The 23,022-nt window shown below is 39.4% G+C and carries 18 protein-coding genes; 11 read left to right on the forward strand and 7 right to left on the reverse strand.

Translation table 11 applies throughout. The features are described from left to right. Window positions 1–9 precede the first annotated feature (9 nt). The 6 genes from IEU71_RS02010 to IEU71_RS02035 form a co-directional block, all read right to left on the reverse strand. Window positions 10–705 (reverse strand): methionine ABC transporter permease, encoded by a 696-nt coding sequence (locus IEU71_RS02010; RefSeq protein WP_004915769.1) that lies wholly within the window; start codon window positions 703–705, stop codon window positions 10–12. Next, window positions 702–1,790 carry a methionine ABC transporter ATP-binding protein gene (locus IEU71_RS02015; RefSeq protein ID WP_004915773.1) on the reverse strand — a complete coding sequence of 363 codons (1,089 nt, stop codon included), beginning with the start codon at window positions 1,788–1,790 and terminating at the stop codon, window positions 702–704. The genes IEU71_RS02010 and IEU71_RS02015 overlap by 4 nt, the downstream gene beginning before the upstream one ends. Then, window positions 1,787–3,118, reverse strand: coding sequence for a M20/M25/M40 family metallo-hydrolase (locus IEU71_RS02020; RefSeq protein WP_004915774.1), 1,332 nt, complete (start codon window positions 3,116–3,118; stop codon window positions 1,787–1,789). The genes IEU71_RS02015 and IEU71_RS02020 overlap by 4 nt, the downstream gene beginning before the upstream one ends. A 49-nt stretch (window positions 3,119–3,167) precedes the next feature. Next, window positions 3,168–4,007, reverse strand: a complete 840-nt coding sequence (locus tag IEU71_RS02025) for a MetQ/NlpA family ABC transporter substrate-binding protein (RefSeq protein WP_004915777.1) — start codon at window positions 4,005–4,007, stop codon at window positions 3,168–3,170. A 45-nt stretch (window positions 4,008–4,052) separates the two neighbouring features. After that, window positions 4,053–4,898, reverse strand: coding sequence for a MetQ/NlpA family ABC transporter substrate-binding protein (locus IEU71_RS02030; RefSeq protein WP_004915778.1), 846 nt, complete (start codon window positions 4,896–4,898; stop codon window positions 4,053–4,055). Between the two features lie 431 nt (window positions 4,899–5,329). After that, window positions 5,330–5,986, reverse strand: coding sequence for a YoaK family protein (locus tag IEU71_RS02035; protein WP_004915779.1), 657 nt, complete (start codon window positions 5,984–5,986; stop codon window positions 5,330–5,332). Window positions 5,987–6,132: 146 nt separating this feature from the next. On the opposite strand from IEU71_RS02035, the gene IEU71_RS02040 reads away from it, so the two are divergent. From IEU71_RS02040 to IEU71_RS02055, 4 genes are all read left to right on the forward strand, one after another. Continuing rightward, on the forward strand, window positions 6,133–7,980 hold the full coding sequence (locus IEU71_RS02040) for a DUF2207 domain-containing protein (protein WP_004915780.1): 1,848 nt from the start codon (window positions 6,133–6,135) through the stop codon (window positions 7,978–7,980). A gap of 254 nt (window positions 7,981–8,234) precedes the next feature. Beyond that, a complete protein-coding gene (locus tag IEU71_RS02045) occupies window positions 8,235–10,898 on the forward strand; it encodes a cation-translocating P-type ATPase (protein WP_004915781.1) in 2,664 nt (887 codons plus the stop codon). A gap of 7 nt (window positions 10,899–10,905) precedes the next feature. Further along, entirely contained in the window at window positions 10,906–11,349 is a 444-nt protein-coding gene (locus tag IEU71_RS02050) for a hypothetical protein (protein WP_004915782.1), read from the forward strand. Between the two features lie 234 nt (window positions 11,350–11,583). After that, window positions 11,584–12,921, forward strand: a complete 1,338-nt coding sequence (locus IEU71_RS02055) for a PTS sugar transporter subunit IIC (RefSeq protein WP_004915784.1) — start codon at window positions 11,584–11,586, stop codon at window positions 12,919–12,921. A gap of 10 nt (window positions 12,922–12,931) precedes the next feature. Here the strand turns inward: IEU71_RS02055 and IEU71_RS02060 are convergent, their stop codons facing one another. Continuing rightward, complete coding sequence (locus IEU71_RS02060; RefSeq protein WP_004915786.1) at window positions 12,932–13,936, reverse strand: sugar transferase; 1,005 nt, start codon at window positions 13,934–13,936, stop codon at window positions 12,932–12,934. 172 nt (window positions 13,937–14,108) lie between these two features. Between IEU71_RS02060 and IEU71_RS02065 the strand changes: the two genes are divergently transcribed. From IEU71_RS02065 to pepF, 7 genes are all read left to right on the forward strand, one after another. Next, complete coding sequence (locus tag IEU71_RS02065) at window positions 14,109–15,164, forward strand: BMP family lipoprotein (RefSeq protein ID WP_004915788.1); 1,056 nt, start codon at window positions 14,109–14,111, stop codon at window positions 15,162–15,164. A 171-nt stretch (window positions 15,165–15,335) separates the two neighbouring features. Continuing rightward, window positions 15,336–16,322 (forward strand): GMP reductase, encoded by a 987-nt coding sequence (locus IEU71_RS02070; protein ID WP_036067247.1) that lies wholly within the window; start codon window positions 15,336–15,338, stop codon window positions 16,320–16,322. 73 nt (window positions 16,323–16,395) lie between these two features. Next, window positions 16,396–17,838: an ABC transporter substrate-binding protein/permease gene (locus IEU71_RS02075; protein ID WP_004915792.1), complete on the forward strand. Its 1,443-nt coding sequence runs from the start codon at window positions 16,396–16,398 to the stop codon at window positions 17,836–17,838. Next, complete coding sequence (locus tag IEU71_RS02080; protein WP_004915796.1) at window positions 17,835–18,581, forward strand: amino acid ABC transporter ATP-binding protein; 747 nt, start codon at window positions 17,835–17,837, stop codon at window positions 18,579–18,581. Before IEU71_RS02075 ends, IEU71_RS02080 begins: the two co-directional genes overlap by 4 nt. 54 nt (window positions 18,582–18,635) lie before the next feature. Beyond that, window positions 18,636–20,087 (forward strand): ABC transporter substrate-binding protein/permease, encoded by a 1,452-nt coding sequence (locus tag IEU71_RS02085; protein WP_004915798.1) that lies wholly within the window; start codon window positions 18,636–18,638, stop codon window positions 20,085–20,087. 47 nt (window positions 20,088–20,134) lie between these two features. Beyond that, window positions 20,135–21,136 carry a competence protein CoiA gene (locus tag IEU71_RS02090; protein ID WP_004915800.1) on the forward strand — a complete coding sequence of 334 codons (1,002 nt, stop codon included), beginning with the start codon at window positions 20,135–20,137 and terminating at the stop codon, window positions 21,134–21,136. A gap of 77 nt (window positions 21,137–21,213) precedes the next feature. Beyond that, window positions 21,214–23,004: an oligoendopeptidase F gene (pepF, locus tag IEU71_RS02095; RefSeq protein ID WP_036067578.1), complete on the forward strand. Its 1,791-nt coding sequence runs from the start codon at window positions 21,214–21,216 to the stop codon at window positions 23,002–23,004. Window positions 23,005–23,022: the final 18 nt, after the last annotated feature.

Below are 23,022 nucleotides of genomic sequence, written 5' to 3' on the forward strand. Positions count from 1 at the left end.
AGCTTTTTATTATTTATGATTGAGTTGTTTAACAAGAATATCACCAATGACTTGTACTACTAAGACTAGGATCAAAACTAACAATGTTGCGACTAGCGTTGTATCAGTGGCGAAACGATTATAACCATACGAAATGGCCATATTTCCTAAACCACCAGCACCAATGGCACCAGCCATGGCCGTTAAGCCAATTAAACTAATTAAAGTGACGGTTGAAACACGAACCAGTTCGGAACGACCTTCGCGTAAGTAAACGCCAAACACAATATCCCAAAAAGATGCACCAACTGATTGTGCAGCTTCGACGATACCACCGCTAACTTCTGATAAAGCAACTTGAACTTGTCGTGCGTAGAATGGAAAGACGCCAAGAGATAATGGCACAAGCGCTGCGGTTGTGCCAATTTGTGTACCAACAATAATTTTGGTGACAGGTGCAATAGCCGCCAACAAAATGATGAATGGTAAGGCACGGAAGAAGGACACAATTTTATCAAAAATCCAAAACCATGTCTTACTTGGGGCAATACCATTTGGCGCGGTAATAATAAGACCAATACCGAAAATCAGACCCAAAAGGCCACCAAAAATAGCAGACCAAAATGTCATGTACAGCGTTTGTACAATTGCAGTCCACCAACCAGTGTCGCCACCCCAGCCTTGATATATTACATTAGGGAAAGTATGTGCAAACCATTGGTTCATAATGATTGGCCTCCTTTAATAAGTTCAACTGTCACATGGTGGTCACGCAATGTACCGAGTGCAGCTTGCAGTTGTGATGTTTCTCCTGATAAAATAACCAACAATGAGCCAACAGGTGTTTCTTGCAGAATCTCAATGTTGCCGTACAAAATATTAGCGGTAACATTAAAATCACGGAATAGCCCTGCAATCAGCGGTTCATCGGTTGTGTCCCCAACATAAGAAAGGCGAGCAAAGACTTCGTTATCTTTTAAATTGTGAACAAGCGCTTCATGACTAATTGTTTCAATTGCTTTATCAATATTGGTAGCCGTCTCAATAAATTCACGTGTGAGCTGTTCTTTTGGTTGCGCAAATATTTCTAATAGCGAACCACTTTCAATAATTTCACCATCTTGCATGACCGAAACTTTGTTAGCAATTTCTTTAACAGCCTGCATTTCGTGCGTAATCAAAACAATCGTCAAACCAAATTCTTGATTGAGTTTTTTGAGCAACGCCAAAATTTGATTGGTTGTTTTAGGATCCAAAGCCGAAGTAGCTTCATCAGAAATTAGAATTTCTGGGTCATTTGCCAAGGCGCGGGCAATGGCAACACGTTGCTTTTGCCCACCTGATAATTGAGCAGGAAATTGGTCAGCGCGATCTGATAAATCAACTAGCTCAAGCAATTCTGCTACTTTTGCCTTTTTTTCGTCTTCTTTTAATGGACTATGTTGTAGGGCAAACGCGACGTTTTCAGTGACTGTCCGTTCGTTGAGTAAATTAAAGTGTTGAAAAATCATACCGATTTTGCGGCGCCTATCACGTAAGTCGTTACCACCAATGATTGTTTTTTTAGCATTTTCATCTGTTGCTTGAAAAAACGTTTCGTTATTAACAATCACAGAACCACTAGTTGGCTCTTGCAACAAATTAATAACGCGAACAAGGGTTGATTTACCAGCGCCGGAATAACCAACAATACCGTAAACATCTCCACGATTAACGTGAACAGTCACATTATTAACAGCAGTGATTGTCCGCTTTTTTTGATGGAAAGTGACATTGATATTGTCTAGTTTAATAATTGGTTCTTCTGTCATTTTTCATAACTCCTAATTAGTGCTTTAATGACGTCAATGTGTTGATTGTAGTCATCTAGGCGAATATTTTCATTTGGTGCGTGGTCGTTTGTATTGGCATAACCAATTCCTAAACTGGCAATTGGGGCACCCAATGCCTCATGAATATAATACATAGGACCAGTGCCGGGGGATGTTGGGATAACAACAGGTTGCGCTTTGTAGTAATGCGCTGTGACATCAATAACACGTAAAATTTCTGGGTCTGACATGTCACTACGATAACCAGGCTGCCCCAATGTCTTAGTCACCAGAATATCAGAAAAACCGCGGCTTTGGAAGTGTTGTTTAATTTGAAGGAGCGTTTTGTCAGGATCCATTCCCGGAACCAAACGTGCTTCAAGTTTGGCTGATGCTTTGGCCGGTAAGACAGTTTTTACACCTTCACCAACGTAGCCACTGTCAATACCCTCAATGTTGAGTGTAGGTGAAAAATACAAAGTTGACTTCAAATCATCCCCAGTTTTGTCAGTCAAAAGTGGTACAGTGATTTGATGTTGCGCAACTAATGCTGCATGTGTTAGCGGCAATGCTGATACCAACTGTATCTCACGATGATTAGGGGGTGTAACATCATCATAAAATCCTGACACGTTAATGTGACCATTGTCATCGTACAATGTGGCAAGCGCTTGTGTCAAACGCCAAGCAGCAGAATCTACAACAGCGGCTAGTGACGAATGCAGATCATGACTAGCTGTTTTCGCGCTGACATCAAAAGTCACAATCCCTTTGTTACCACCAAATATTTCTACTTCCTCATTGGCATTTTTACCACCCGATTCCCAGATAACGAGGTCACCAGATAGATGTTGCTGATACTTAGCCAAATAATCGTCGAGATGTTGAGATGACGTTTCTTCGGAACCTTCTATAATAAAGGTAATATTAATCGGTAGCTGATTGTTATGTTCAGATAAATACTCAGCCACGGCAGTAAGTCTTGCTGTCAAGTTGCCTTTGTCATCATCGACGCCACGACCATATAACTTACCATCTTTTTCTGTCAGCTGCCAGGGATTGCTGTCCCACAAGTCAAGTGGTTCTGCTGGTTGAACATCGTAATGATTGTAAATGATAACTGTTGGCGCCTTGGAAACAGCGCTAGTTAATTTGCCAATGATGAAAGGTGCAAAGTAGGTATCATCATATAAAACTTCGGCTCCTAAACCGCGTAGTGCATCCGCAATTAATTTAGCAGTTTCTGGTAGTGATTCATGTTTTGCTGAAACACTAGGTAATGCAACCAAATCACGCAATAGCGCTAAATATTGTGTTCTGATACTCATGTATTATTAGTCCTCCCGCAACAACTATGTACGCGCAAAAGCGCATGTATTACTTTTTATAATCCCAAACAGTGATTTCAGCTGTACCATAGAACTTTTTAACCAAACGCTTAGTTTCGGCAGTTTGTAATGATTTCACGACTTTTTTATAGGTCTCGTTGTTCTTATCTTTCTTGTTAGCGGCGATAAAGTTGAAGTACTGTTCGCTGTCTTTGTTAAGCCCTTCAACATAAATTGCTGAATTAATGTCTAATTTGGCAGAAATAGCATAGTTAGTGTTAATGACTGCACCGGCGATTTTGGGATCGTCTAACGACTTGGCTGTCTGTGACGCGTCAATTGGTGTGATTTGTAGTTTTTTAGGATTTGATGTAATATCCTTTGGCGTTGCCGTATTAGTATCTTTGATTTTAATTAAACCAGCTTCAGCTAATAAATGAATGCCACGGTTTTCATTAGTGACATCATTAGGCACAACGATTTGATCACCTGTTTTAAATTCAGATGTTTTCTTATATGATTTAGAATATAAGCGCAAAGGTGTTGTCCAAGTGTCACCAATTGAAACAATATTTGTTTTGTATGTTTTATTCCAGTTGGCTAAAAATGGATAGTTTTGGAAGGCATTCAAATCAATATCACCGTCGGCCAATGCTTTGTTAGGCTGTGAATAGTCAGTGAATTTTTTTGTTTTTAAAGTGATGCCATATTTGTCTTTTGCGGTCTTGATGGCGGCATCCCAGATTTGATCTTCTTCCTTTGATCCAGCCATAACACCAATCGTAACAGTCTTTGATTGACTTTTACTACCATGACCAAATGTATAAATAGCACCAGCAACAATGACGACGGCAATACCGCCGATAATCCAATTTGTTTTTTTACTCATAATATTTTCCTCATAATAGTGATGGGTTAACCTCGAATCACATCCTTATTTACTAAAATCAGCGTCCCAAGCAGCTAGTTCAACACCATCATATTGCTTGTTAATGGCTTTTTTAGTAGCTTCTGTTTGGTAGGCTTTAACTACTTTTTTGTAAGTGGCGTTGTTCTTGTCTTTTTTGTTAGCGGCAATAATGTTGACCCATTGATGAGAATTTTTGTTCAAGGGTTCAACAAAGATAGCTTTTTTATAATCTAAACCAGCAGAATCGGCATAAGTACCATTGACCACTGCACCTTGCACATCTGAGAGTGAGCGAGCTGTTTGGTCGGCGGCTAGTTCTTTAATTTTGAGATTTTTTGGATTCTTGGTAATATCCTTAACAGTTGCTAGGGTTAAACCAGATTTGAGATCAATTAATCCTGCTGCTTTTAAAACATAAAGCGCGCGACTTTCATTGCTGGGATCGTTAGGAACAGAAATGGTGTCACCTGACTTGTACTGTGAGACTTTTGTATATGTCTTTGAATACAAACGGATTGGTGAAATGACAGTATCACCAATTGACACGATTTTGTCACCTGTTGATTTGTTTGACTGTGCTAGGAAAGCGTAGTGTTGAAAGGCATTTAAATCAATGTCCCCAGACGCAAGCGCTTTGTTAGGCTGTGAGTAGTCAGTAAATTCTTTGAACTTTAACGTGATACCATACTGATCTTTGGCAGTTTTTTTAACTCTATTCCAGATTTTGGCATCTTGTTTTGAACCTGACATAATACCGATGGTGACGGTTTTTGAAGTTGTTTTGGTTTTTTGACCAAAGCTGGCATAGGCAATGCCGGCGATAGCGACGATCGCCACACCACCAACAAGCCATTTAGTTGTTTTACTCATGATACGTATTTCTCCCTGTTTTCTCTAATTGATAATTCCTGATTTTTAGAATGGCGATGAACAAGCTATTTTTCAATCAAAAAAGCCGCTTCTGTACTTTATAGATACAGAAGCGGCTTACCATAAGCGCGATACCATTCTGAGTTTGGACTATTTGTTACCAAATAGTTGCTCACTAACCATCGGGCATCGGGAAATGATCCTAGCCGAATGGTGTGCCCGTTAACGGGGGCCAAATCGTTGCAAACTAAACGGTAAACCGACTCGTCTGCACCAATCACAGGTCATTTTCACAATCGCACGCACGCTAACTCACATCTCCCGTTAGCTTTCTTGGCTTTGATAAACTGTTACTTTCCTGTTCAATTCGTTTCATTCTAAAAATCGTTATAGATAATACTACATCCCATTCATTCTAATGTCAACACTTTTTATTTTTTGAATAGTAAACCAAAGACGATTAACACAATTAAGCTGGCACCAAATAGGGCGTAAGTGCCTAGTGCCTGAGCCAATAGCCCTGAAATGAAAGCGCCAAATAGAAACGCTAGAACGAGCCAAAGAAAATGAAAAGTATTGCTCAAAAATTGTTTGTCCCCAGTGTAGAAAAAGTTGGTAACGTTAGTGCCGATACTGCGTAAATTGCCTGTTGACATGACGCTTGTGAACGGAAGACCTTGCAATTTAGGAAAGGAATCAAGTTGAATGGCTAGAAAGAAAGACAAAAAAGCAATGAAAAATGTACTGCTCAAGTACTGGTGCATGGCAACGATGGCCGTAATACCAATAAATTCAAGTAAAATACTGTGCTGTTGAAGGGACAAACGTCCTTCAGGCCATCGCTTTTTCAGAATTGTATTGCAAGCGGCACCAATAGTGAAAAAAAGAATTGGCCAAATAAAAATCATGCTGGCGCCAAAGCGTCCATGGGCTAAATTGAATCCAGCCTGAATGAGGTTACCTGTTTGTAGACTAGCAAAACGTGACTCATGATATTGAAATGTGTAAGCGTCAACAAATCCAGAATTCATCGCTAGTAGTAAGCCAATCGGCAATCGTTCGTGAATGGGGTGTTGTGTTGTAAGCATTATTGTCTCCCTAAATAATCGTTGCGTATCTTTCCACTTTAGCACTTTGACATTATTTTAGGCAATAAAACCTTTAATTATCTAATTCTCCTAATGGTGAATGCCTTTTTTGATATAATGGGAACAAAGAATTAGGGGAGAATGAGATGAAGTGGCGATTTTTAATACTGACTTTGTTGTTTGCTATGTTTGGCATACAACAGGTTTCAGCGGATGATGACTATGAGATAACTAATTGGCAGCAAACAGTTGCAATTCAGCCTAATGGTGACGCTAATGTGACTAAGCAGGTGAGCTATTCGTTTGATGATGATATGCATGGCGTGGTTATGCGAGAGGGTTTGGCAGCAGGTAAAAAAGCGTCAGCACTGACGTGGGGTGGCTTAAAATCAATCAAAGTTGCGGTGAATGGCCAAGCTCCGACAGTCATTCAACCAAGACAAGGTGCGGCGCAAACCGGTTACGTTGAAACAAAAACGTCAAACGCAGTTAAAGAAAAAGTGTATTATCCAGTTCGAGAGAATGATAAGTTAGTTGTCACTTATCAGTATGTTTTAAAAGGGCTGGTCACAAATTGGGACGATGTCGCTGAGATTAATTGGCGACCAATTTCTGACTGGGATGTTGATTTAGACAAGGCAAAGTTGGTTATTAAATTGCCTAAAAAATCACCTAAACAACTAAAAGCTTGGGTGCATAGTCGGGCAAAAGGAGATGTTAAGCTAGATAAAGCACAAGGTGAAGTGATTGCGATGAGTGATACTGTTTCGGCAGATGAATCATTAGAAATTCACATGTATTTTGACAGCGATCAGACACCGCTTAATCAATTACGTCGCTCTGGCAAACGTGCGAAACGGATTAACCAGCAAGAAGCAGCGATCGTGGTTAAACATAACCGATTTGTTTTTTGGATGATGATTATTGCTTTCTTGGTTTCACCAATTCTGTTTGTGATCGTACTGTTTATCGTATTTTTGCAAAACAAAAAAGTGCGTTATCAACAGAATTTGGCAAAACAAAAAAGCGGTACTACTGGTGAACCAGTCCATATTTTTGATTTACCAAACGATCTTGGACCGGCATTAATTGCTGAGCGATTAGCAGAAAAGTCCGATGACGCCAAAATTGTCGTGGCAACGTTGCTTGATTTAGTGGCCCGTCATAAAATAACAATGACTTATCAAGGCATGAAGCGACCAGATGAGATTACCTATCAAGTGACTGATGAAAATGGCTTGCAACCATTTGAATTATCTTTTGTGAGAATGATTTTTGGCAAAAATCGTGATTTAGTCCGTCATGGCGATTTTAAAAAGAAACAATCACCAGTTTCAAAAAGTATTAGAAAACGAATTGGCGCTTTCAAGCAAGCATTAGCCAAAGCAGAGCAACAGACACGCATTGTTGACAAAATTGCTACGCAAAAAGCGACTGATGCCAAAACAATGGCGTTGGGTGGCTTAATTGTATTATCAGTGATTTCAGCAGTTGTGTTAGGAATTATTGCTGATCAAACACAAGTGTCGAGTATCTGGGCCATTATCGTGATTGAGAGCGTCGTAGCGCTTGTAACGTTATTATTGACAGCTACTCAAAAAACGATTTTCTTCACTGTACCAGACGGTATGCAGGAACAATGGCAGTGGCAAGGATTTAAAAAAATGTTACATGATATTGCACACTTACAAGACAAGCAGGTGCTAGACGTCCAATTGTGGGATAAAATTTTAGCTTATGCAGTCATCTTTGGGGAAGCCAAGAATGTCGCTAATCAAATGAAAATTTGGGCTAAAGACATGGATTGGAATACTGATAATACATTGTTGTTTGTGCCATATTATTTGTATGGTAGCGACTGGAGTGATGGTTTTGTCACTAGTATCAATCAAGATGGTGCTTTCCAATCAAGTAGTAATGTGAGTGGTGGCGGTGGCAGCTTTTCTGGCGGGTCATCCGGTGGCGCTGGTGGCGGCGGCGGTGGTGCTTTTTAACATCGAGTGGTCATAAATTAAACAACATTTTTCAAAAAAATTTGTTATACTATATGTATAAGTTAATTTCTGAGGGAGTAACTGACGAAATGTTCGTGGCTGAATCGTCAAAGCAAAACAGCAATGTTTTATATCGCGCTATGCGCCGGTTCAGCATTAAACAGTGAGACTCATGTAAACGTTTATTTGCGTTTGCATGGGTCTTTTCATTTTGTTAGTCTTAGCTTAACCTCAAGCGTATAAGGAGAATTTCGATGGCAGATAAGCCGTTATATAACCAAGACAGTACGGATGTTTTGGTAGCATTAAAAACTGATGCAAAAATCGGTTTGACAGGTCAAGAGGCAAAGGAGCGCTTTGAAAAAAATGGTCCTAACCAGTTGAACGAAGCAAAATCAACTAGTTTAGTTCAGAAATTCATCAACCAGTTTAAGGATTTGATGATTGCTATCTTGTTAGCTGCTGCAATCGTGGCGGCGTTTACAGGTGAACTGGTTGACGCCATCTTCATTTTGGCCATTGTCATTATCAACGCTGTTTTTGGTGTTTTCCAAGAAGCCAAGGCCGAAGATGCCATCAATGCGTTGAAAGAAATGTCTACCCCTAATGCAAACGTCATTCGTGATGGCAAGGAAATGTCTGTGAAATCAACGGATTTGGTTGTGGGTGATGTTGTCCGTCTGGAGGCTGGAGACATTGTGCCAGCTGATTTACGTTTAATTGAATCAGCTTCTCTTCAAATTGAAGAGGCCTCACTGACTGGTGAGTCAGTACCTGTTGATAAAATTGCAGATACACTTGTTGACAGTGATTTGCCGCTGGGTGATCGTACCAACCTTGGATTTATGAATACTAACGTGACTTATGGCCGTGGTGTTGGTGTCGTAACAGGTACGGGAATGCAAACGGAAATTGGGCACATTGCCGGCATGTTAGAGGCAGCCGATGAAACCAAGACACCATTGCAGGCAAATTTGGTCAAGTTAGGTCAAGTTTTGACTTATTTGATTTTAGGAATTGCTGTGGTAACGTTTGTTGTTGGTTTGTTGCGTGGTAGAGAGACCATTATTGATATGCTGTTGACCTCCATCTCTCTGGCTGTTGCAGCTATTCCAGAAGGTTTGCCAGCGATTGTGACAATCACATTAGCATTAGGTACCACGCGTATGGCCTCGCGTCATGCTCTCGTTCGTAAGTTGCCTGCCGTTGAAACATTAGGCTCAACTGATATTATCGGTTCTGATAAAACAGGAACGTTAACGCAGAACAAAATGACAGTCGAAAAGCTCGTGGTTGATGCTGAAATTTCAGACGCTGATAACACAGGAGAATTGACTAATACGTATGCCAGATTAGCTGATATTTTGGCATTGAACAACGATACAAAGCGAACAGAAAATGGTTTAGTTGGTGATCCAACCGAAACGGCATTAATTGCCTTCAATGAAAAGCATGATCGTGATATTGACAAGTTATTTAACGAGATGCCACGTGTTGCAGAATTGCCCTTTGATTCAGAACGTAAGTTGATGTCAACGGTTCATCCGGCACCCAATGGTTATATTATTACGGTCAAGGGTGCACCCGATGAACTATTAAAGCGTGCTACACAGATTGAAATGTCCGGTCAAATCGTTGCATTGAGCGATGATATTCGTGCTAAACTGCTGGGAATTAATTCTGAGCTGGCAACGCAAGCGTTGCGTGTGTTAGGATTTGCTTACAAATTAGTTGATGAAATGCCTACTGAGATGACGACACAAGTTGTTGAAAATGATTTGGTATTTACTGGTTTTGTGGGCATGATTGACCCAGAAAGACCAGAAGTTGCACAGGCTGTTGCCGAAGCAAAAGCTGCTGGTATTCGACCAATGATGATCACGGGTGACCATCGTGATACAGCCGCTGCAATTGCGATTCGTTTAGGTATTTTGGATGAGAAAGACATTGATACTGCTGTCATTTCTGGTTCTGATATTGACGCGATGAGTGAAGCCGAATTTGCGGAAAATGTCACTCGCTATAATGTCTATGCTCGCGTTGCGCCAGAACACAAAGTTAAAATCGTCAATGCTTGGCAGAAAAAAGACAAAGTTGTCGCGATGACTGGGGATGGTGTTAACGATGCGCCGGCTTTGAAAGCTGCTGATATCGGTATTGCAATGGGTATTACTGGAACAGAAGTTTCTAAAGGTGCTTCTGACATGGTTTTGGCTGATGATAACTTTGCAACGATTGTGCATGCTGTTGAGGAAGGTCGTAAGGTCTTTGCTAATATTCAAAAAGCATTACAGTACTTGTTAGCTTCTAACTTAGCGGAAGTGATTTCAATCTTTGTGATGACACTTTTGGGTTGGAATATCTTAGCGCCAATTATGATTTTGTGGATTAACTTGGTAACCGATACTTTGCCAGCGATTGCCTTAGGTATTGAACCAGCAGAAAAGGGTGTGATGAAACGCAGTCCTCGTGGTCGTGGTGCTAGTTTCTTGTCTGGTGGCGTTGGTCCCGCTATTATTTGGCAAGGTATTTTGCAAGCTGTTATTGTGTTGAGTGTGTATGGTTTTGCTTTGGCAGCACCCGTTCATGCGGAGAGCCATTTGGCGCACCAAGATGCTTTGACTATGGCATTTATGACACTCGGATTGATGCAAATGTTTAACGCGATTAACGTTAAGTCGGTGTACGGTTCTATGTTTGGACCACAGGCCTTTAGAAACAAGATGTTCAACTGGGCATTATTAGGATCACTTGTAGTCATGGCAGCTGTTGTTGTGATTCCGCCTTTGAACCCATTGTTCCATGTCTCGCATTTGGATACTTATCAATGGGCAATTGTGTTAGTTGCGGGAATTAGTATCATTGTGATTGTGGAACTGGTAAAATTGGTTCAACGAACAATTTTCAAAAAAGGATAATAGGACATTGGCAAAATTTAATCCCAAACAAGCACAAGTTTATGTGCAGACTTTGCAACAAGTTTTAACAGCAACTCAGGAAACAGCTGATCGCGTGACACCATTTTTTACTAAATTAGATGATGCAAAACAAGAGAACAAGGTAACTGACATTCCTGCAGCAGAATTCGCTGAAATTAAAGCCGAGTTTGAAGACGCAGTGACGAGTTATCAGGAGAATGCTGCACGTTTGAATGCTGCACAAGCACCAATTCGTATTTTGGGTGTGCATAAGTCATTAGCAAAGAATTATGAATTGTACGCTCAAGCAACAGCGTTGATGAGCGATTCACTAAATGTAGCCGATCAAACAATCGATGATGATAAATATGAACAGTCTGAGGCTGATCAAGCTCAATATTTGAACAAAGTACAGACAAATGTATCAAAAATAATGACTTCACAAATGTAAATCGGTCTAGACCAAAAAGAGGATAAACACCACATTGAACGGTGCTTATCCTCTTTTTGGTCTAGTTATTTTTTCAAAGAATTTCATCACAAAAGTGATTTAAACCGTGAAATGAAAGCGTTTACATGATAAGATAAAGACGAAGCACAACTTAAATGGATGCCACTCATGAAGTAAAAAATGACGCTTCACATATTTTTTCATTGCATCCAACATGAAGTGGAGGAGACTTTCATGCAGAGAATAACAGATTGGTTACAGAAAAATTTGGTGCCGATTGGCGCGAAACTATCGTCTATTAAGGCACTGAATGCTATTCGTGATGGTATCGCCTTGGCGATTCCTCTGATTTTGGTCGGATCTTTGGCGATGATTATTCGTAATTTTCCAACCCCTAATGATATGTGGGTGACATGGATTACTGCTAATGGTGTCTTAAATTGGTTGGTGAAAATCATTTACGGTACGTTTTACTTAGTCGGTATCGTTTCAGTCGTTGGTATCGCTTCCAATTATGCCAAGTTGCTATCACCAAAGGCTGATGGTATTTCAGCAGGTGTCTTAGCACTTGGTGGTTATTTCGTTTCGACACCATATTTAAATGGTGCTAACGGCAACCAAGCGTGGGGTGCTAAAGTCGCAATTGCCGACCAAGGAATTGCATATTCAGCAACAAACGCTAACGGTATGTTTGCAGCGATTATTATTGGACTGGTGTCAGCAGCCATTTATGCTTGGTTCTTAAATCATAACATTACCATCAAAATGCCTGATTCAGTACCACCAGCCGTTGGACATTCATTTGCGGCATTAATTCATGGATTTGTGATTATTTTGCTCTGGGCCTTGCTTTATGCGCTATTCCAAGCAACTGGCTTGGTATCTATTCACAATATTTTACAAATGATTTTGGGTGATCCACTAAAAGCGTTCGGTGGTTCATTAATTGGTGCAATTGTGGTAGCGGTGCTTGTGTCGCTATTCTGGTTCATTGGAATTCACGGTGGTAACTTAGTTGGTGCTATTATGTCACCTATCTTCTTGCAATTGATGCAAGAAAACGTTGACGCAGCCAAAGCAGGTAAAGCATTACCAGAAGTTATTACACAGCCATTTATGGATAATTTTGTCTATATTGGTGGTGGTGGTGCGACGTTAGGTTTGATGATTGCACTCGCTATTTTTGCAAAATCAAAGCAAAATAAAGCAATGCGACCACTGACATTAGTGCCTGGTATCTTTAACATTAACGAGCCGACAATGTTTGGTTTGCCAGTTGTTTTGAATGTTTACTTAATCGTACCGTTCCTGATTGTGCCAGTGATGAATGTCTTGATTTCATATTTTGCGATGTCATCAGGATTAGTTGCACGTACAACAGGTACACCTGTACCCTGGACGATGCCACCAGTGATTTCTGGTTTCTTGGCAACCTCAAGTATTTCTGGTGCGGTGTTACAAATCGTTTTGATTCTCTTGGATCTATTAATTTGGATTCCGTTCTTCAAAGTGTTTGATAAAGCGCTTTTGGATGAAGAAAAGCAAGCTGATAGCGACGCTGTTGTTGGATAGTATAAAAGCTTTAATCAAATTTTTGATTAAAGCTTTTATTTTGAATCGTAATCAATGTTTTTTGGGTAAATGAACCTTGAGCGAGTTGCGACGCTATGGGTTGAATATTTGCTTGCCATGTTTGATATTGATTGGGGGATATGTCGCTGATATGATTGAGCTCATTGAGACTGTTGATGGTCAAACCGATGTTATACTTTTTGATAATACTGGCAAGGACACTTTTTTGCCAAGCAATTAAAGGTAATCCTGCTCTAAGATAAAGACTCGCTTTGTGTGGTGCGTTGTATTTAGTGTAGCTTTGATATGTTTTGTCTTCAAAATCATTATCCCATATCAAACCAAATCCAGAGGTAAGTTGGTTTAAAATATCATCAGGGTCAAAATTACCATGGTAACTAACCTGATTAGGGAAAACAAAATCACGCCATTTTTTGGGAACAGAGCCAAATAAGTTGATTTGTGGCCCGTCGTAATTTTTTAGCCAAGGTGACTTTTGAAAAGTACCAGCAAAGTTAATGAGGTGGCTATATGAAGCTAAGTTGTCGACTTCCCCAAGATAATCAAATAAAGGTTGAATAATGAAGTTTGAGTTGACGCCCATACCTCTAAGGGTGTTGGCCATGGCCTCTGAATGAACAATAATAGTATTGTACTGCTTTAAAACAGACAATTCCCAAGCATCGGTTTTGACCAGGCGAAGTGGTTCAATATCATGAATTAAAACAATACTGTGTGCGGAACGGTTATTAATCTCCTGTACCCACTGTTGCTCAAAATGGCAACTCATATAGCTAGGGAATTGATGAATTACAATATCATCTGCTTTGACAGCGTTAAGCCAAGTTTTAATATGGTTCTGTCGCGTTTCATTGTCAAAACGAACATCATTGTAGCGGGCAATAGGTAAAATTGTCCAACCTTGTTTCTGAGCAATTTGAGCATAATCTGATTTTGCTTTTAAAGCACCTGGTGGCATCCATGGTTCAATTGTGTGCGTGATGAAATAAGTCATAGCGATATTATACCAAAATCCGAACTATTTTTTGAAAATCAATTAAAATCCGAACTATATTAGAAAGATAATTGCAATATTCGGCAATTAGTTGTCTTTTTAACCAAATTTTAACATAAAAATCTGCTTAAAGTCGGATAATGTAGATATTAACTTTTGGGAGAAGAAAAACATGCAACGTTCAGCAAAAATTGGTATCGGTGCGGCGGCAATCGTCGTTATTGCGGGTGGTATATACGCGGCAACACAACAATCAACAAAGAAAAGTTCTGGCTATGCTGTGGCTTTGGTAACAGATGGTGGTGGCATAGATGATCGATCATTTAACCAATCGGCATGGGAAGGGTTGGAGTCTTATGGAAAAGCCAATGGCCTGAAGCAAGGAAAAGGCGGGTACAACTATTTTCAGAGTACAGATACATCAGAAATAAAGACTAATTTGCAAACGGCCGTTAAAGGTGGTTATAAGTTAGTTTATGGTGTTGGATTCGCGGCGGCACCTGCTGTAACTAGCGTTGCTAAAGCTAACCCTAAGACAAATTTTGCCATTATTGATACAGTGATTGCTAAGAAAAATGTTGCTTCATTGACATTTAAAACAGAACAATCATCATACTTGGCTGGTGTTGCGGCAGCTAAGCAATCAAAGAGCGGCACGGTTGGTTTTGTGGGTGGCATACATGGTGATGTCATCGACACTTTTGAGGCCGGTTTTAAAGCCGGTGTTAAGGCAACGAACACTAACATCAAAGTATTAACGCAGTATACTGATTCATTCACGGATGCCGCCAAAGGCAAGACAATTGCTGCATCAATGACTGCCAATGGTGCCGATGTTATTTTCCAAGCAGCTGGTGGTGCTGGAAATGGTGTCTTTGCAGAAGCTAAGGCAGCAAACCAAAAAGAAAGTGCCGATTCCGATAAGAAAATTTGGGTAATTGGTGTTGATCGTGATCAAAAGTCTGATGGTAATTACAAGGATAAAGATGGCAAGTCATCTAACTTCACCTTGGTATCAGCAGTAAAGCGCGTCGATAGTGCGGTTGAAGATGTTGCGACAAAGGCCAAAAATGACAAATTCCCTGGTGGTAAAACAATCACATATGGCTTGAAAGAAAAAGGTGTCAGTCTATCTAAGGATTCTGCTTCTAGCAGTGTTTGGTCAGCAGTTCAGTCAGCACAAAAGAAGATTGTCGCTGGTGATATCAAAGTACCTGTTCATCCATAATCTCGTTTTAAAAATTAATCGCAGTGATGCGATTTTTTTTGTATAACAATATAAAAACGAACAATTATATATATTTTGAATTTAATTTCGTCTTTTGTTTACAAATTAGTCATGATTCCCCTTGAAAAGTCTGTATAATAGTCATTGGAGTTTAGGAAAAGGATGACTATGATGGATTTTAATACAGTTTTTGATTATGAAGACGTTCAACTAATCCCCAATTTGGGAATACTTGAATCACGTTCCCAGGCGGATACGTCAGTCAAATTGGGACGATATACCTTTAAGTTACCAGTTGTAGCAGCCAACATGCAGACGGTTATTGATGAACCGTTAGCAAAACATTTAGCGGCCAATGGTTACTTTTATGTGATGCATCGTTTTGAACCAAGTAAACGATTAGATTTTGTTAAAAGTATGCAATCTGAGCAGCTGATTGCGTCTATTTCTGTGGGCATTAAGCCGGAAGAATATCAATTTATTGATGATCTTAAATCAGCAGGACTAGTGCCCGAATTTATCACTGTTGACGTTGCGCATGGGCATGCTGTACCAGTTATCGACATGGTAAGGTACATTAAAAAAACTTTACCAGATAGTTTTGTTATCGCTGGTAACTTGGCAACGGCCGAGGCTGTTAGGGATCTTGAAAATGCCGGCGCCGATGCTACTAAAGTGGGTGTGGGTCCTGGGAAGGCTTGTATTACGAAATTAAAAACCGGATTTGGGACTGGCGGTTGGCAATTAGCGGCATTGCGCTTATGTGCTAAGGCAGCAAAAAAGCCAATAATCACTGATGGTGGTATTCGTCATAATGGTGACATAGCTAAATCAATTCGGTTTGGTGCGACAATGTGCATGATTGGCTCATTATTTGCGGGCCATGACGAAACACCTGGTGATATTGTCGAAATCAATGGTGACAAATTTAAGATGTACTTTGGTTCTGCTTCACAGTTTCAAAAGGGTGAATACAAGCATGTTGAGGGTAAAAAATTGTTAGTACCTTATCGTGGTAGTATTGATACCACGATACGTGAAATAAAAGAAGATTTGCAATCATCAATTTCTTATTCTGGTGGTCGTGAGCTAGCAGACCTTAAACGTGTTGATTATGTCATTGTTAAAAATTCGATTAGTAATGGTGATACTTATTAAAAATAGAAAAATATGTTAAGAAAACTGACATGATATTGTGTGATCGTCAGCTTTTTTGCTATACTGGAGTATTATGAAAAAGATATGGATATTTTGTGTTGCTTTTTTAGCAACTGTCACAATGATGATGGGTATCACGAAGGTTGACGCCGCACAGCCTAACTACATTATCACAACTGATGCGACGTACCCTCCGTTTGATTTTCAAGATAAAAATAATCAATACACTGGTATTGACCAAGAAATTTTGAAAACAATTGCCAAACGCGAAGGTTTTACCTATACGCTTAAGCCAATGAGCTTCAATGCTGCTACGCAATCAGTAACATCTGGACAAGCGGACGCAGTGATTGCAGGTATGTCAATTACTGATGAGCGTAAACAAGTTTTTGATTTTGGGACACCGTACTATAAGTCTGGAATTGCTTGGGCGGTTAAAAAAGGCTCAGCTATCAAGTCATTGCAAGATTTGAAGGGTAAAACTGTTGCGATTAAAACAGGAACTGCTGGCGCTGATTATGCTTTATCAATCCAGAAAAAATATGGCTTTAAGGTAACTTATTTTAGTGATTCTGATACACTTTATAATGATGTGATTAATGGCAACTCACAAGCTACTTTTGGCGACTTACCAGTTTTGCAGTATACTATCAAAAATGGTACCAAGTTAAAAGTGATGAACCCAACTAATCCATACGAGGCTGGTTGGTACGGTTTTGCGGTTAAAAAAGGTGATAACGCGCAATTGTTAGCTTCTTTTAATAAGGGATTCGCCGCGATTAAAAAAGATGGCACTTATCAAAAGATCGTAAACAAATATTTAGGCGCTCCGGCTTCAGAATTTACTGGTAGTAAATCAGACAATAGCTCGGTATTTGGTATTTTAAAGTCCAATGAAAATGCCTTTATGAAGGGATTGTGGCAAACAATCCTATTAACATTGTTTGGTATTATTTTAGCTTCAATTTGGGGCATTTTACTTGGTATCATGGGTGTTAGCCAAAATAGTGTGATTAGGGGTATCTCAACCACAATCATTTACATCTTCCGTGGTATGCCGTTAATGGTATTAGCATTTTTCATTTATATTGGACTGCCTGGCGTTATTGGTACTAAAATCCCAGCATTTACGGCTGGTGTCATCACACTGATTTTGAATGAGGGTGCATATACTGGTGCGTTTGTACGTGGTGGTTTTAAAGCAGTTGACAAAGGTCAAATGGAAGCGGCACGAAGTCTTGGATTTACTTATGGTAAGTCAATGTATAAAGTGATTATGCCCCAAGGACTCAAAATTATGGTGCCGAGTTTTATTAATCAATTCATCATCACTTTAAAAGATACATCAATTTTGTCGGCAATTGGTATTTTGGAATTAACACAAACAGGGACCTTAATTGTCTCTCGTAACTCACAGGGCTTTCGTGTATGGGCTATTATTGCTGTGATATATTTGGTTGTAATCACGTTACTGACTTGGTTTAGTAATTGGGTAGAAAAGAGGACGCGTTCATGAGTGAAGCACAAGTAAAAGTGCATGTTGATAAAGTTAATAAATCTTATGGTGAAAACCATGTTTTGCGCGATATTTCATTGGATATTGCCGAAAACGAAGTGGTTGTTATGATTGGACCATCAGGATCAGGTAAATCAACCTTTTTGCGGATGTTAAACCAATTAGAAACACCTGATAATGGGACAATCATTGTTGATGGCTATGATATTTCAGATAAAAATACGGATATCAACAAGGTTCGCGAAAACATCGGTATGGTGTTTCAAAACTTCAACTTGTTCAATAATTACACCGTGCTAGAAAATATCATGTTAGCACCTGTTGAACTCAAAAAACTAGACAAAGTTGCAGCAGAGAAAAAAGCACGTGAACTTCTTGAAACTGTTGGTTTATCTGATAAAGCGGATATGCCAGTTAGTTCCTTATCTGGTGGTCAAAAGCAACGTATCGCGATTGCACGCGCATTAGCAATGACGCCAGATATTATGTTGTTTGATGAACCAACTTCTGCGCTGGATCCTGAAATGGTTGGCGATGTACTTGATGTTATGAAAAATTTGGCCGAGTCTGGTATGACAATGATTATCGTGACACATGAAATGGGCTTTGCCAAGCAAGTAGCTGATCGTGTTGTTTTCTTTGAATCAGGTAAAATTCAAGAATCAGGAACACCAGATCAAGTATTTGATGCACCAAAGAATGAACGTCTACAAGAATTTTTGAGTAAAGTCACGCATGCTTAACCGTGGCGTATGAATGACAGGTGGCCATAGCGCCACCTTTTTTGGGGAGAAAAAATGTTTAAAAAAGGTATACTAATAAGTTTTTTGGCAATGTTGTCGATTACCACGTTTGTTTTTGCAATGGGTGATAATTTAGTTCATGCGGATAAACCGAATTATATCATTTCAACTGATGCAACCTATCCGCCGTTTGATTTTCAGGATAAAAATAATCAGTATGTGGGTATCGATCAAGATATTTTGAAAGAAATTTCGAAACGAGAAAATTTCACTTATACGTTAAAACCAATGAGCTTTAATTCAGCAGCACAACTTGTTTCAAATGGACAAGCTGACGGCATTATTGCGGGTATGGTAATTACGGAGGAGCGTAAGGCCGTTTATGATCACTCAACACCTTACTATAAAACGGGTGTGGCTTGGATTGTCAAAAAAGACAGCAAAATTAAGTCATTAAAAGACTTAAAAGGCAAAACTGTTGCTTTAAAGACGGGTACGGCCGCTTCAGAATATGGTAAATCTTTGCAAGCTAAGTATGGGTTTAATGTTAAATACTTTAACGATACAGACACAATGTACAATGATGTTGCGGTGGGCAATTCTGCTGCAACATTTGAAGATATGCCAGTTATTCAGTATGCTATCAAAAATGGTGTTAAGTTGAAGGTTATGAATGCCGATAATCCAGGGAACGCTGGTTGGTATGGATTTTTTGTTAAAAAAGGTGAGAACAAAGCGCTGTTGTCAGCTTTCAACCGTGGTTTTGCTGCTATTAAGAAAGATGGTACGTATGACAAAATCGTTGCAAAATATCTAGGTGCTAATCAATCTACATTCACTGGCGCCAAAAAGGATAATTTTTCTGTTCTGGGTATCTTAAAGGCGAATAAAAGTGCCTTTTTGAAGGGCCTGTGGCAAACAATTATGCTCACATTCCTTGGCATTATTTTAGCTTCAATTTGGGGTGTCGTGTTAGGCGTAATGGGTGTTAGCCAAAATAAATTTGTACGTGGCGTATCGACGACGATTATATATATTTTCCGTGGATTACCACTTATGGTGTTGGCATTCTTTATTTATATCGGTTTGCCTGGTGTGATTGGGGCCAAAATTCCTGCTTTCACTGCCGGGGTATTGACATTAGTTCTTAATGAAGGCGCTTATACAGGTGCTTTTGTCCGTGGTGGTTTTGAAGCGGTGGAAGTTGGTCAGATGGAAGCAGCACGATCGTTGGGATTACCTTATCGTACAGCAATGCGGCGTGTAATTATGCCGCAAGGTTTAAAAATTATGGTGCCAAGTTTCATTAATCAATTCATTATTACATTGAAAGACACCTCAATTTTGTCAGCGATTGGTTTGCTAGAATTGACACAAACCGGTTCCTTAATTGTTGCACGTAATTCCCAAGGTTTCCGCGTATGGGCAATTGTGGCTATCATGTATCTGATTATCATTACATTACTTACTTGGTTTAGCAATTGGGCGCAAAAAAAATTGCAATAAAACAAAAACACTTCCAAATCGTATGATATGATTGGAGGTGTTTTTTTATGATTGTAGCCTATAACCAGCGTCAAAAATACATTTTAGCTAAAGATGCGCAAAAAGATCAATCGTATTTTTGTCCAGGTTGTCGTGAGCCAGTTATGCTAAAAGTGGGTGATGTTAAACAAAAACATTTTGCGCATTATTCAGGCACACTTTGCCAAACACTAACTGAAAATGAAACGACAGCTCATTTGTCGGGTAAAATGCAGTTAGCACAGTATTTGCAGCAATTTGGTCATGTGGAAATTGAGGCTGTGATTGCTAGCATACAGCAACGTCCGGACATTTTATTGACGCAAGGCAATCAAAAATTAGCAATTGAATATCAATGCAGTCCTATTTCTCAAAAAAGGTTAATGCAACGAAATGCGGGCTATCAATCATGTCACATCAAAGTTATTTGGATCCTAGGGGAGACCTACTATCAACGTAATTTAAGTCAAAAAACAATTCTAAAATTTATGGCTGCACAGCAGATTGTATTCTATTTGTCGAGTAATCAAATGTTTGTCCATCGTCATCATTTCATCAAAGCCGATTTTTCACGTGTAAAATATACCGAGAAATGTCATCATGATTTGTTCATAAAGCCGTTGCAATCGCTGACATATCAACATGACGTAAATAAGCAACGCTATAAAGTCCATAGTTTACTCATGCAACAACGTGTTGATAAGTTTTTAATTAATCATTTATATCAACATAATCGACGATTACCTGATGCGCCTGAATGGGTATTTCAAGGGTGTACGTTTGGTTTAAATGTTGCAAATTGGCATTTCCGATTATTAGTTGTGTTACTATTAGAAAAAATTGGTTTACAGCATGTTATTAAAAAAGAAAAATTAGGTCAAATATTAGCACAATACTTCTTAGGTGATGATGATTTTAAAATCGTTCAGTTACGACAAATATTTTGCAGTTTAGAAAATCATAATTTTATTTTACAGCAAGGTGGTTATATTTTAATTCGACGATTGCCTAAATGGTTGAACGCAAAGTAACATCATTTACCGTGAATATGATAGAATGATTAGTATTGAATGATAAGGAGAGTGCGGAGTTCCGCACGTTTATAATTATGGCACAACAAATACTACGTTCTGAAGTTCCTGAAAATTTAACATGGGATCTCAGCACAATTTTTGAATCAGATGATGCATTTGAAGCGGCCTTTAAGTCAGTTCAAACAGCAGCAAAACAATTAAGTCAATATGTTGGGCACGTTGGTGATTCAGCTACTACATTGCTGGCTGCATTAGAAGCGGACCTTGCAGCTGAACGCGAATTTGAAAAAGTGTATGTCTATGCACACCAGATTTTTGATCAAGACACTACTAATCCTAAATATGCGGCTTATAATGCACAAGTTCAGAGTTTATATGCTGAGTTGAGCGCAGCAACGTCGTTTTTTCAACCAGAAGTCTTAGCTATTCCTGATGCGACTTTGACTCAATATCTTGCTGCAGAGGGATTGGCAAAGTATCAACATTTCTTTGATGTTTTACTTGCTCAAAAGCCTCATACGTTGCCCGCTGATCAAGAAGCGCTCTTAGCAGGTGCGAGTGACATTTTTGGCGCATCCGAGCAAACTTTTGGTGCGCTTGACAATTCCGATATTACATTTGGTAATGTTCATACTGAGACCGGAGAAGTAGTGCCATTAACAAATGGTTTATATTCACTCTTGTTAGAATCTCAAAACCGTGATTTGCGCCAAGAAGCTTTTACAACCCTATATGATAGTTACATTGGATTACAAAACACATTTGCGTCAACACTATCTGCTCACGTTAAGGGACACAATTTTTTGGCCAAAACTCGACACTATGATTCAGCGCGCCAAGCTGCTGTTTCAGGAAATAATATCCCTGAAAGTGTTTTTCAAACATTAACGACAACTGTGGATGAAAACTTACCATTATTGCATCGATTTGTTGCTTTACGAAAAAAAATTCTGGGTGTAGAAGATGTGCATTCTTATGACTTGTACGTGCCATTGGTTGATGAAATTGACTTTGATGTAACCTATGAAAAGGCCCAACAAATTGTCTTATCAGCATTGGCACCGTTAGGAGCAGATTATGTTGCCATTGTTCAAAAAGCATTTGACGAACGATGGATTGATGTTGTCGAAAATAAAGGTAAGCGTACTGGTGCTTATTCAAGTGGTGCTTACGACACTAAGCCATTCATTCTGTTGAATTGGCAAAATAATTTGAATAATATCTACACTTTGGCGCATGAAATGGGACATTCCGTTCATTCTTATTTAACACGGCATAACCAAGAGTACCATTATGGTGATTATCCTATCTTTTTGGCAGAAATTGCCTCAACAACTAATGAAGGGTTGTTGACGGACTATTTGCTCAAGACCAATAGTGATCCTAAATTCCGTGCTTATGTTTTGAACCAATACTTAGATGGCTTCAAGGGAACGGTATTTCGCCAAACTCAGTTTGCGGAATTTGAACAATGGATCCACGAACAAAGTGCTGATGGAACGGCTTTAACTGCTGAAGTCATGAGTGATTATTATGGTGAGTTGAATCAAAAGTTCTATGGACCAGATCTTTTCCCTGACGAAGCTATTGCTTATGAATGGTCTCGTATTCCTCACTTTTATTATAATTTCTATGTTTATCAGTATGCTACTGGTGAAGCTGCCGCAACAACTTTGGCAGAACGTATCTTGAATGGCAACGGTGCTCAAGACTATAAAAACTATTTAAAGTCGGGTAATTCAGATTATGCGTTGAATATTATTCAAAAAGCAGGCGTCGACATGAGTCAATCTGGCTATTTAAAACAAGCCTTTGAAGTGTTTGAAGCACGTTTGTCTGAATTAGAAACATTGCTATCCAAGTAGAAATAAACGGTCCAACGG

Origin of the sequence: Leuconostoc falkenbergense (assembly GCF_014634805.1) — a bacterium.
Lineage (GTDB): Bacteria > Bacillota > Bacilli > Lactobacillales > Lactobacillaceae > Leuconostoc > Leuconostoc falkenbergense.

Excerpts from the sequence above, each read along its gene's own strand:
- IEU71_RS02010 (WP_004915769.1), bottom strand. The coding sequence starts at position 705 with ATGAACCAATGGTTTGCACATACTTTCCCTAATGTAATATATCAAGGC.
- IEU71_RS02015 (WP_004915773.1), bottom strand. The coding sequence starts at position 1,790 with ATGACAGAAGAACCAATTATTAAACTAGACAATATCAATGTCACTTTC.
- IEU71_RS02020 (WP_004915774.1), bottom strand. The coding sequence starts at position 3,118 with ATGAGTATCAGAACACAATATTTAGCGCTATTGCGTGATTTGGTTGCA.
- IEU71_RS02025 (WP_004915777.1), bottom strand. The coding sequence starts at position 4,007 with ATGAGTAAAAAAACAAATTGGATTATCGGCGGTATTGCCGTCGTCATT.
- IEU71_RS02030 (WP_004915778.1), bottom strand. The coding sequence starts at position 4,898 with ATGAGTAAAACAACTAAATGGCTTGTTGGTGGTGTGGCGATCGTCGCT.
- IEU71_RS02035 (WP_004915779.1), bottom strand. The coding sequence starts at position 5,986 with ATGCTTACAACACAACACCCCATTCACGAACGATTGCCGATTGGCTTA.
- IEU71_RS02040 (WP_004915780.1), top strand. The coding sequence starts at position 6,133 with ATGAAGTGGCGATTTTTAATACTGACTTTGTTGTTTGCTATGTTTGGC.
- IEU71_RS02045 (WP_004915781.1), top strand. The coding sequence starts at position 8,235 with ATGGCAGATAAGCCGTTATATAACCAAGACAGTACGGATGTTTTGGTA.
- IEU71_RS02055 (WP_004915784.1), top strand. The coding sequence starts at position 11,584 with ATGCAGAGAATAACAGATTGGTTACAGAAAAATTTGGTGCCGATTGGC.
- IEU71_RS02060 (WP_004915786.1), bottom strand. The coding sequence starts at position 13,936 with ATGACTTATTTCATCACGCACACAATTGAACCATGGATGCCACCAGGT.
- IEU71_RS02065 (WP_004915788.1), top strand. The coding sequence starts at position 14,109 with ATGCAACGTTCAGCAAAAATTGGTATCGGTGCGGCGGCAATCGTCGTT.
- IEU71_RS02070 (WP_036067247.1), top strand. The coding sequence starts at position 15,336 with ATGGATTTTAATACAGTTTTTGATTATGAAGACGTTCAACTAATCCCC.
- IEU71_RS02075 (WP_004915792.1), top strand. The coding sequence starts at position 16,396 with ATGAAAAAGATATGGATATTTTGTGTTGCTTTTTTAGCAACTGTCACA.
- IEU71_RS02080 (WP_004915796.1), top strand. The coding sequence starts at position 17,835 with ATGAGTGAAGCACAAGTAAAAGTGCATGTTGATAAAGTTAATAAATCT.
- IEU71_RS02085 (WP_004915798.1), top strand. The coding sequence starts at position 18,636 with ATGTTTAAAAAAGGTATACTAATAAGTTTTTTGGCAATGTTGTCGATT.
- IEU71_RS02090 (WP_004915800.1), top strand. The coding sequence starts at position 20,135 with ATGATTGTAGCCTATAACCAGCGTCAAAAATACATTTTAGCTAAAGAT.
- pepF (WP_036067578.1), top strand. The coding sequence starts at position 21,214 with ATGGCACAACAAATACTACGTTCTGAAGTTCCTGAAAATTTAACATGG.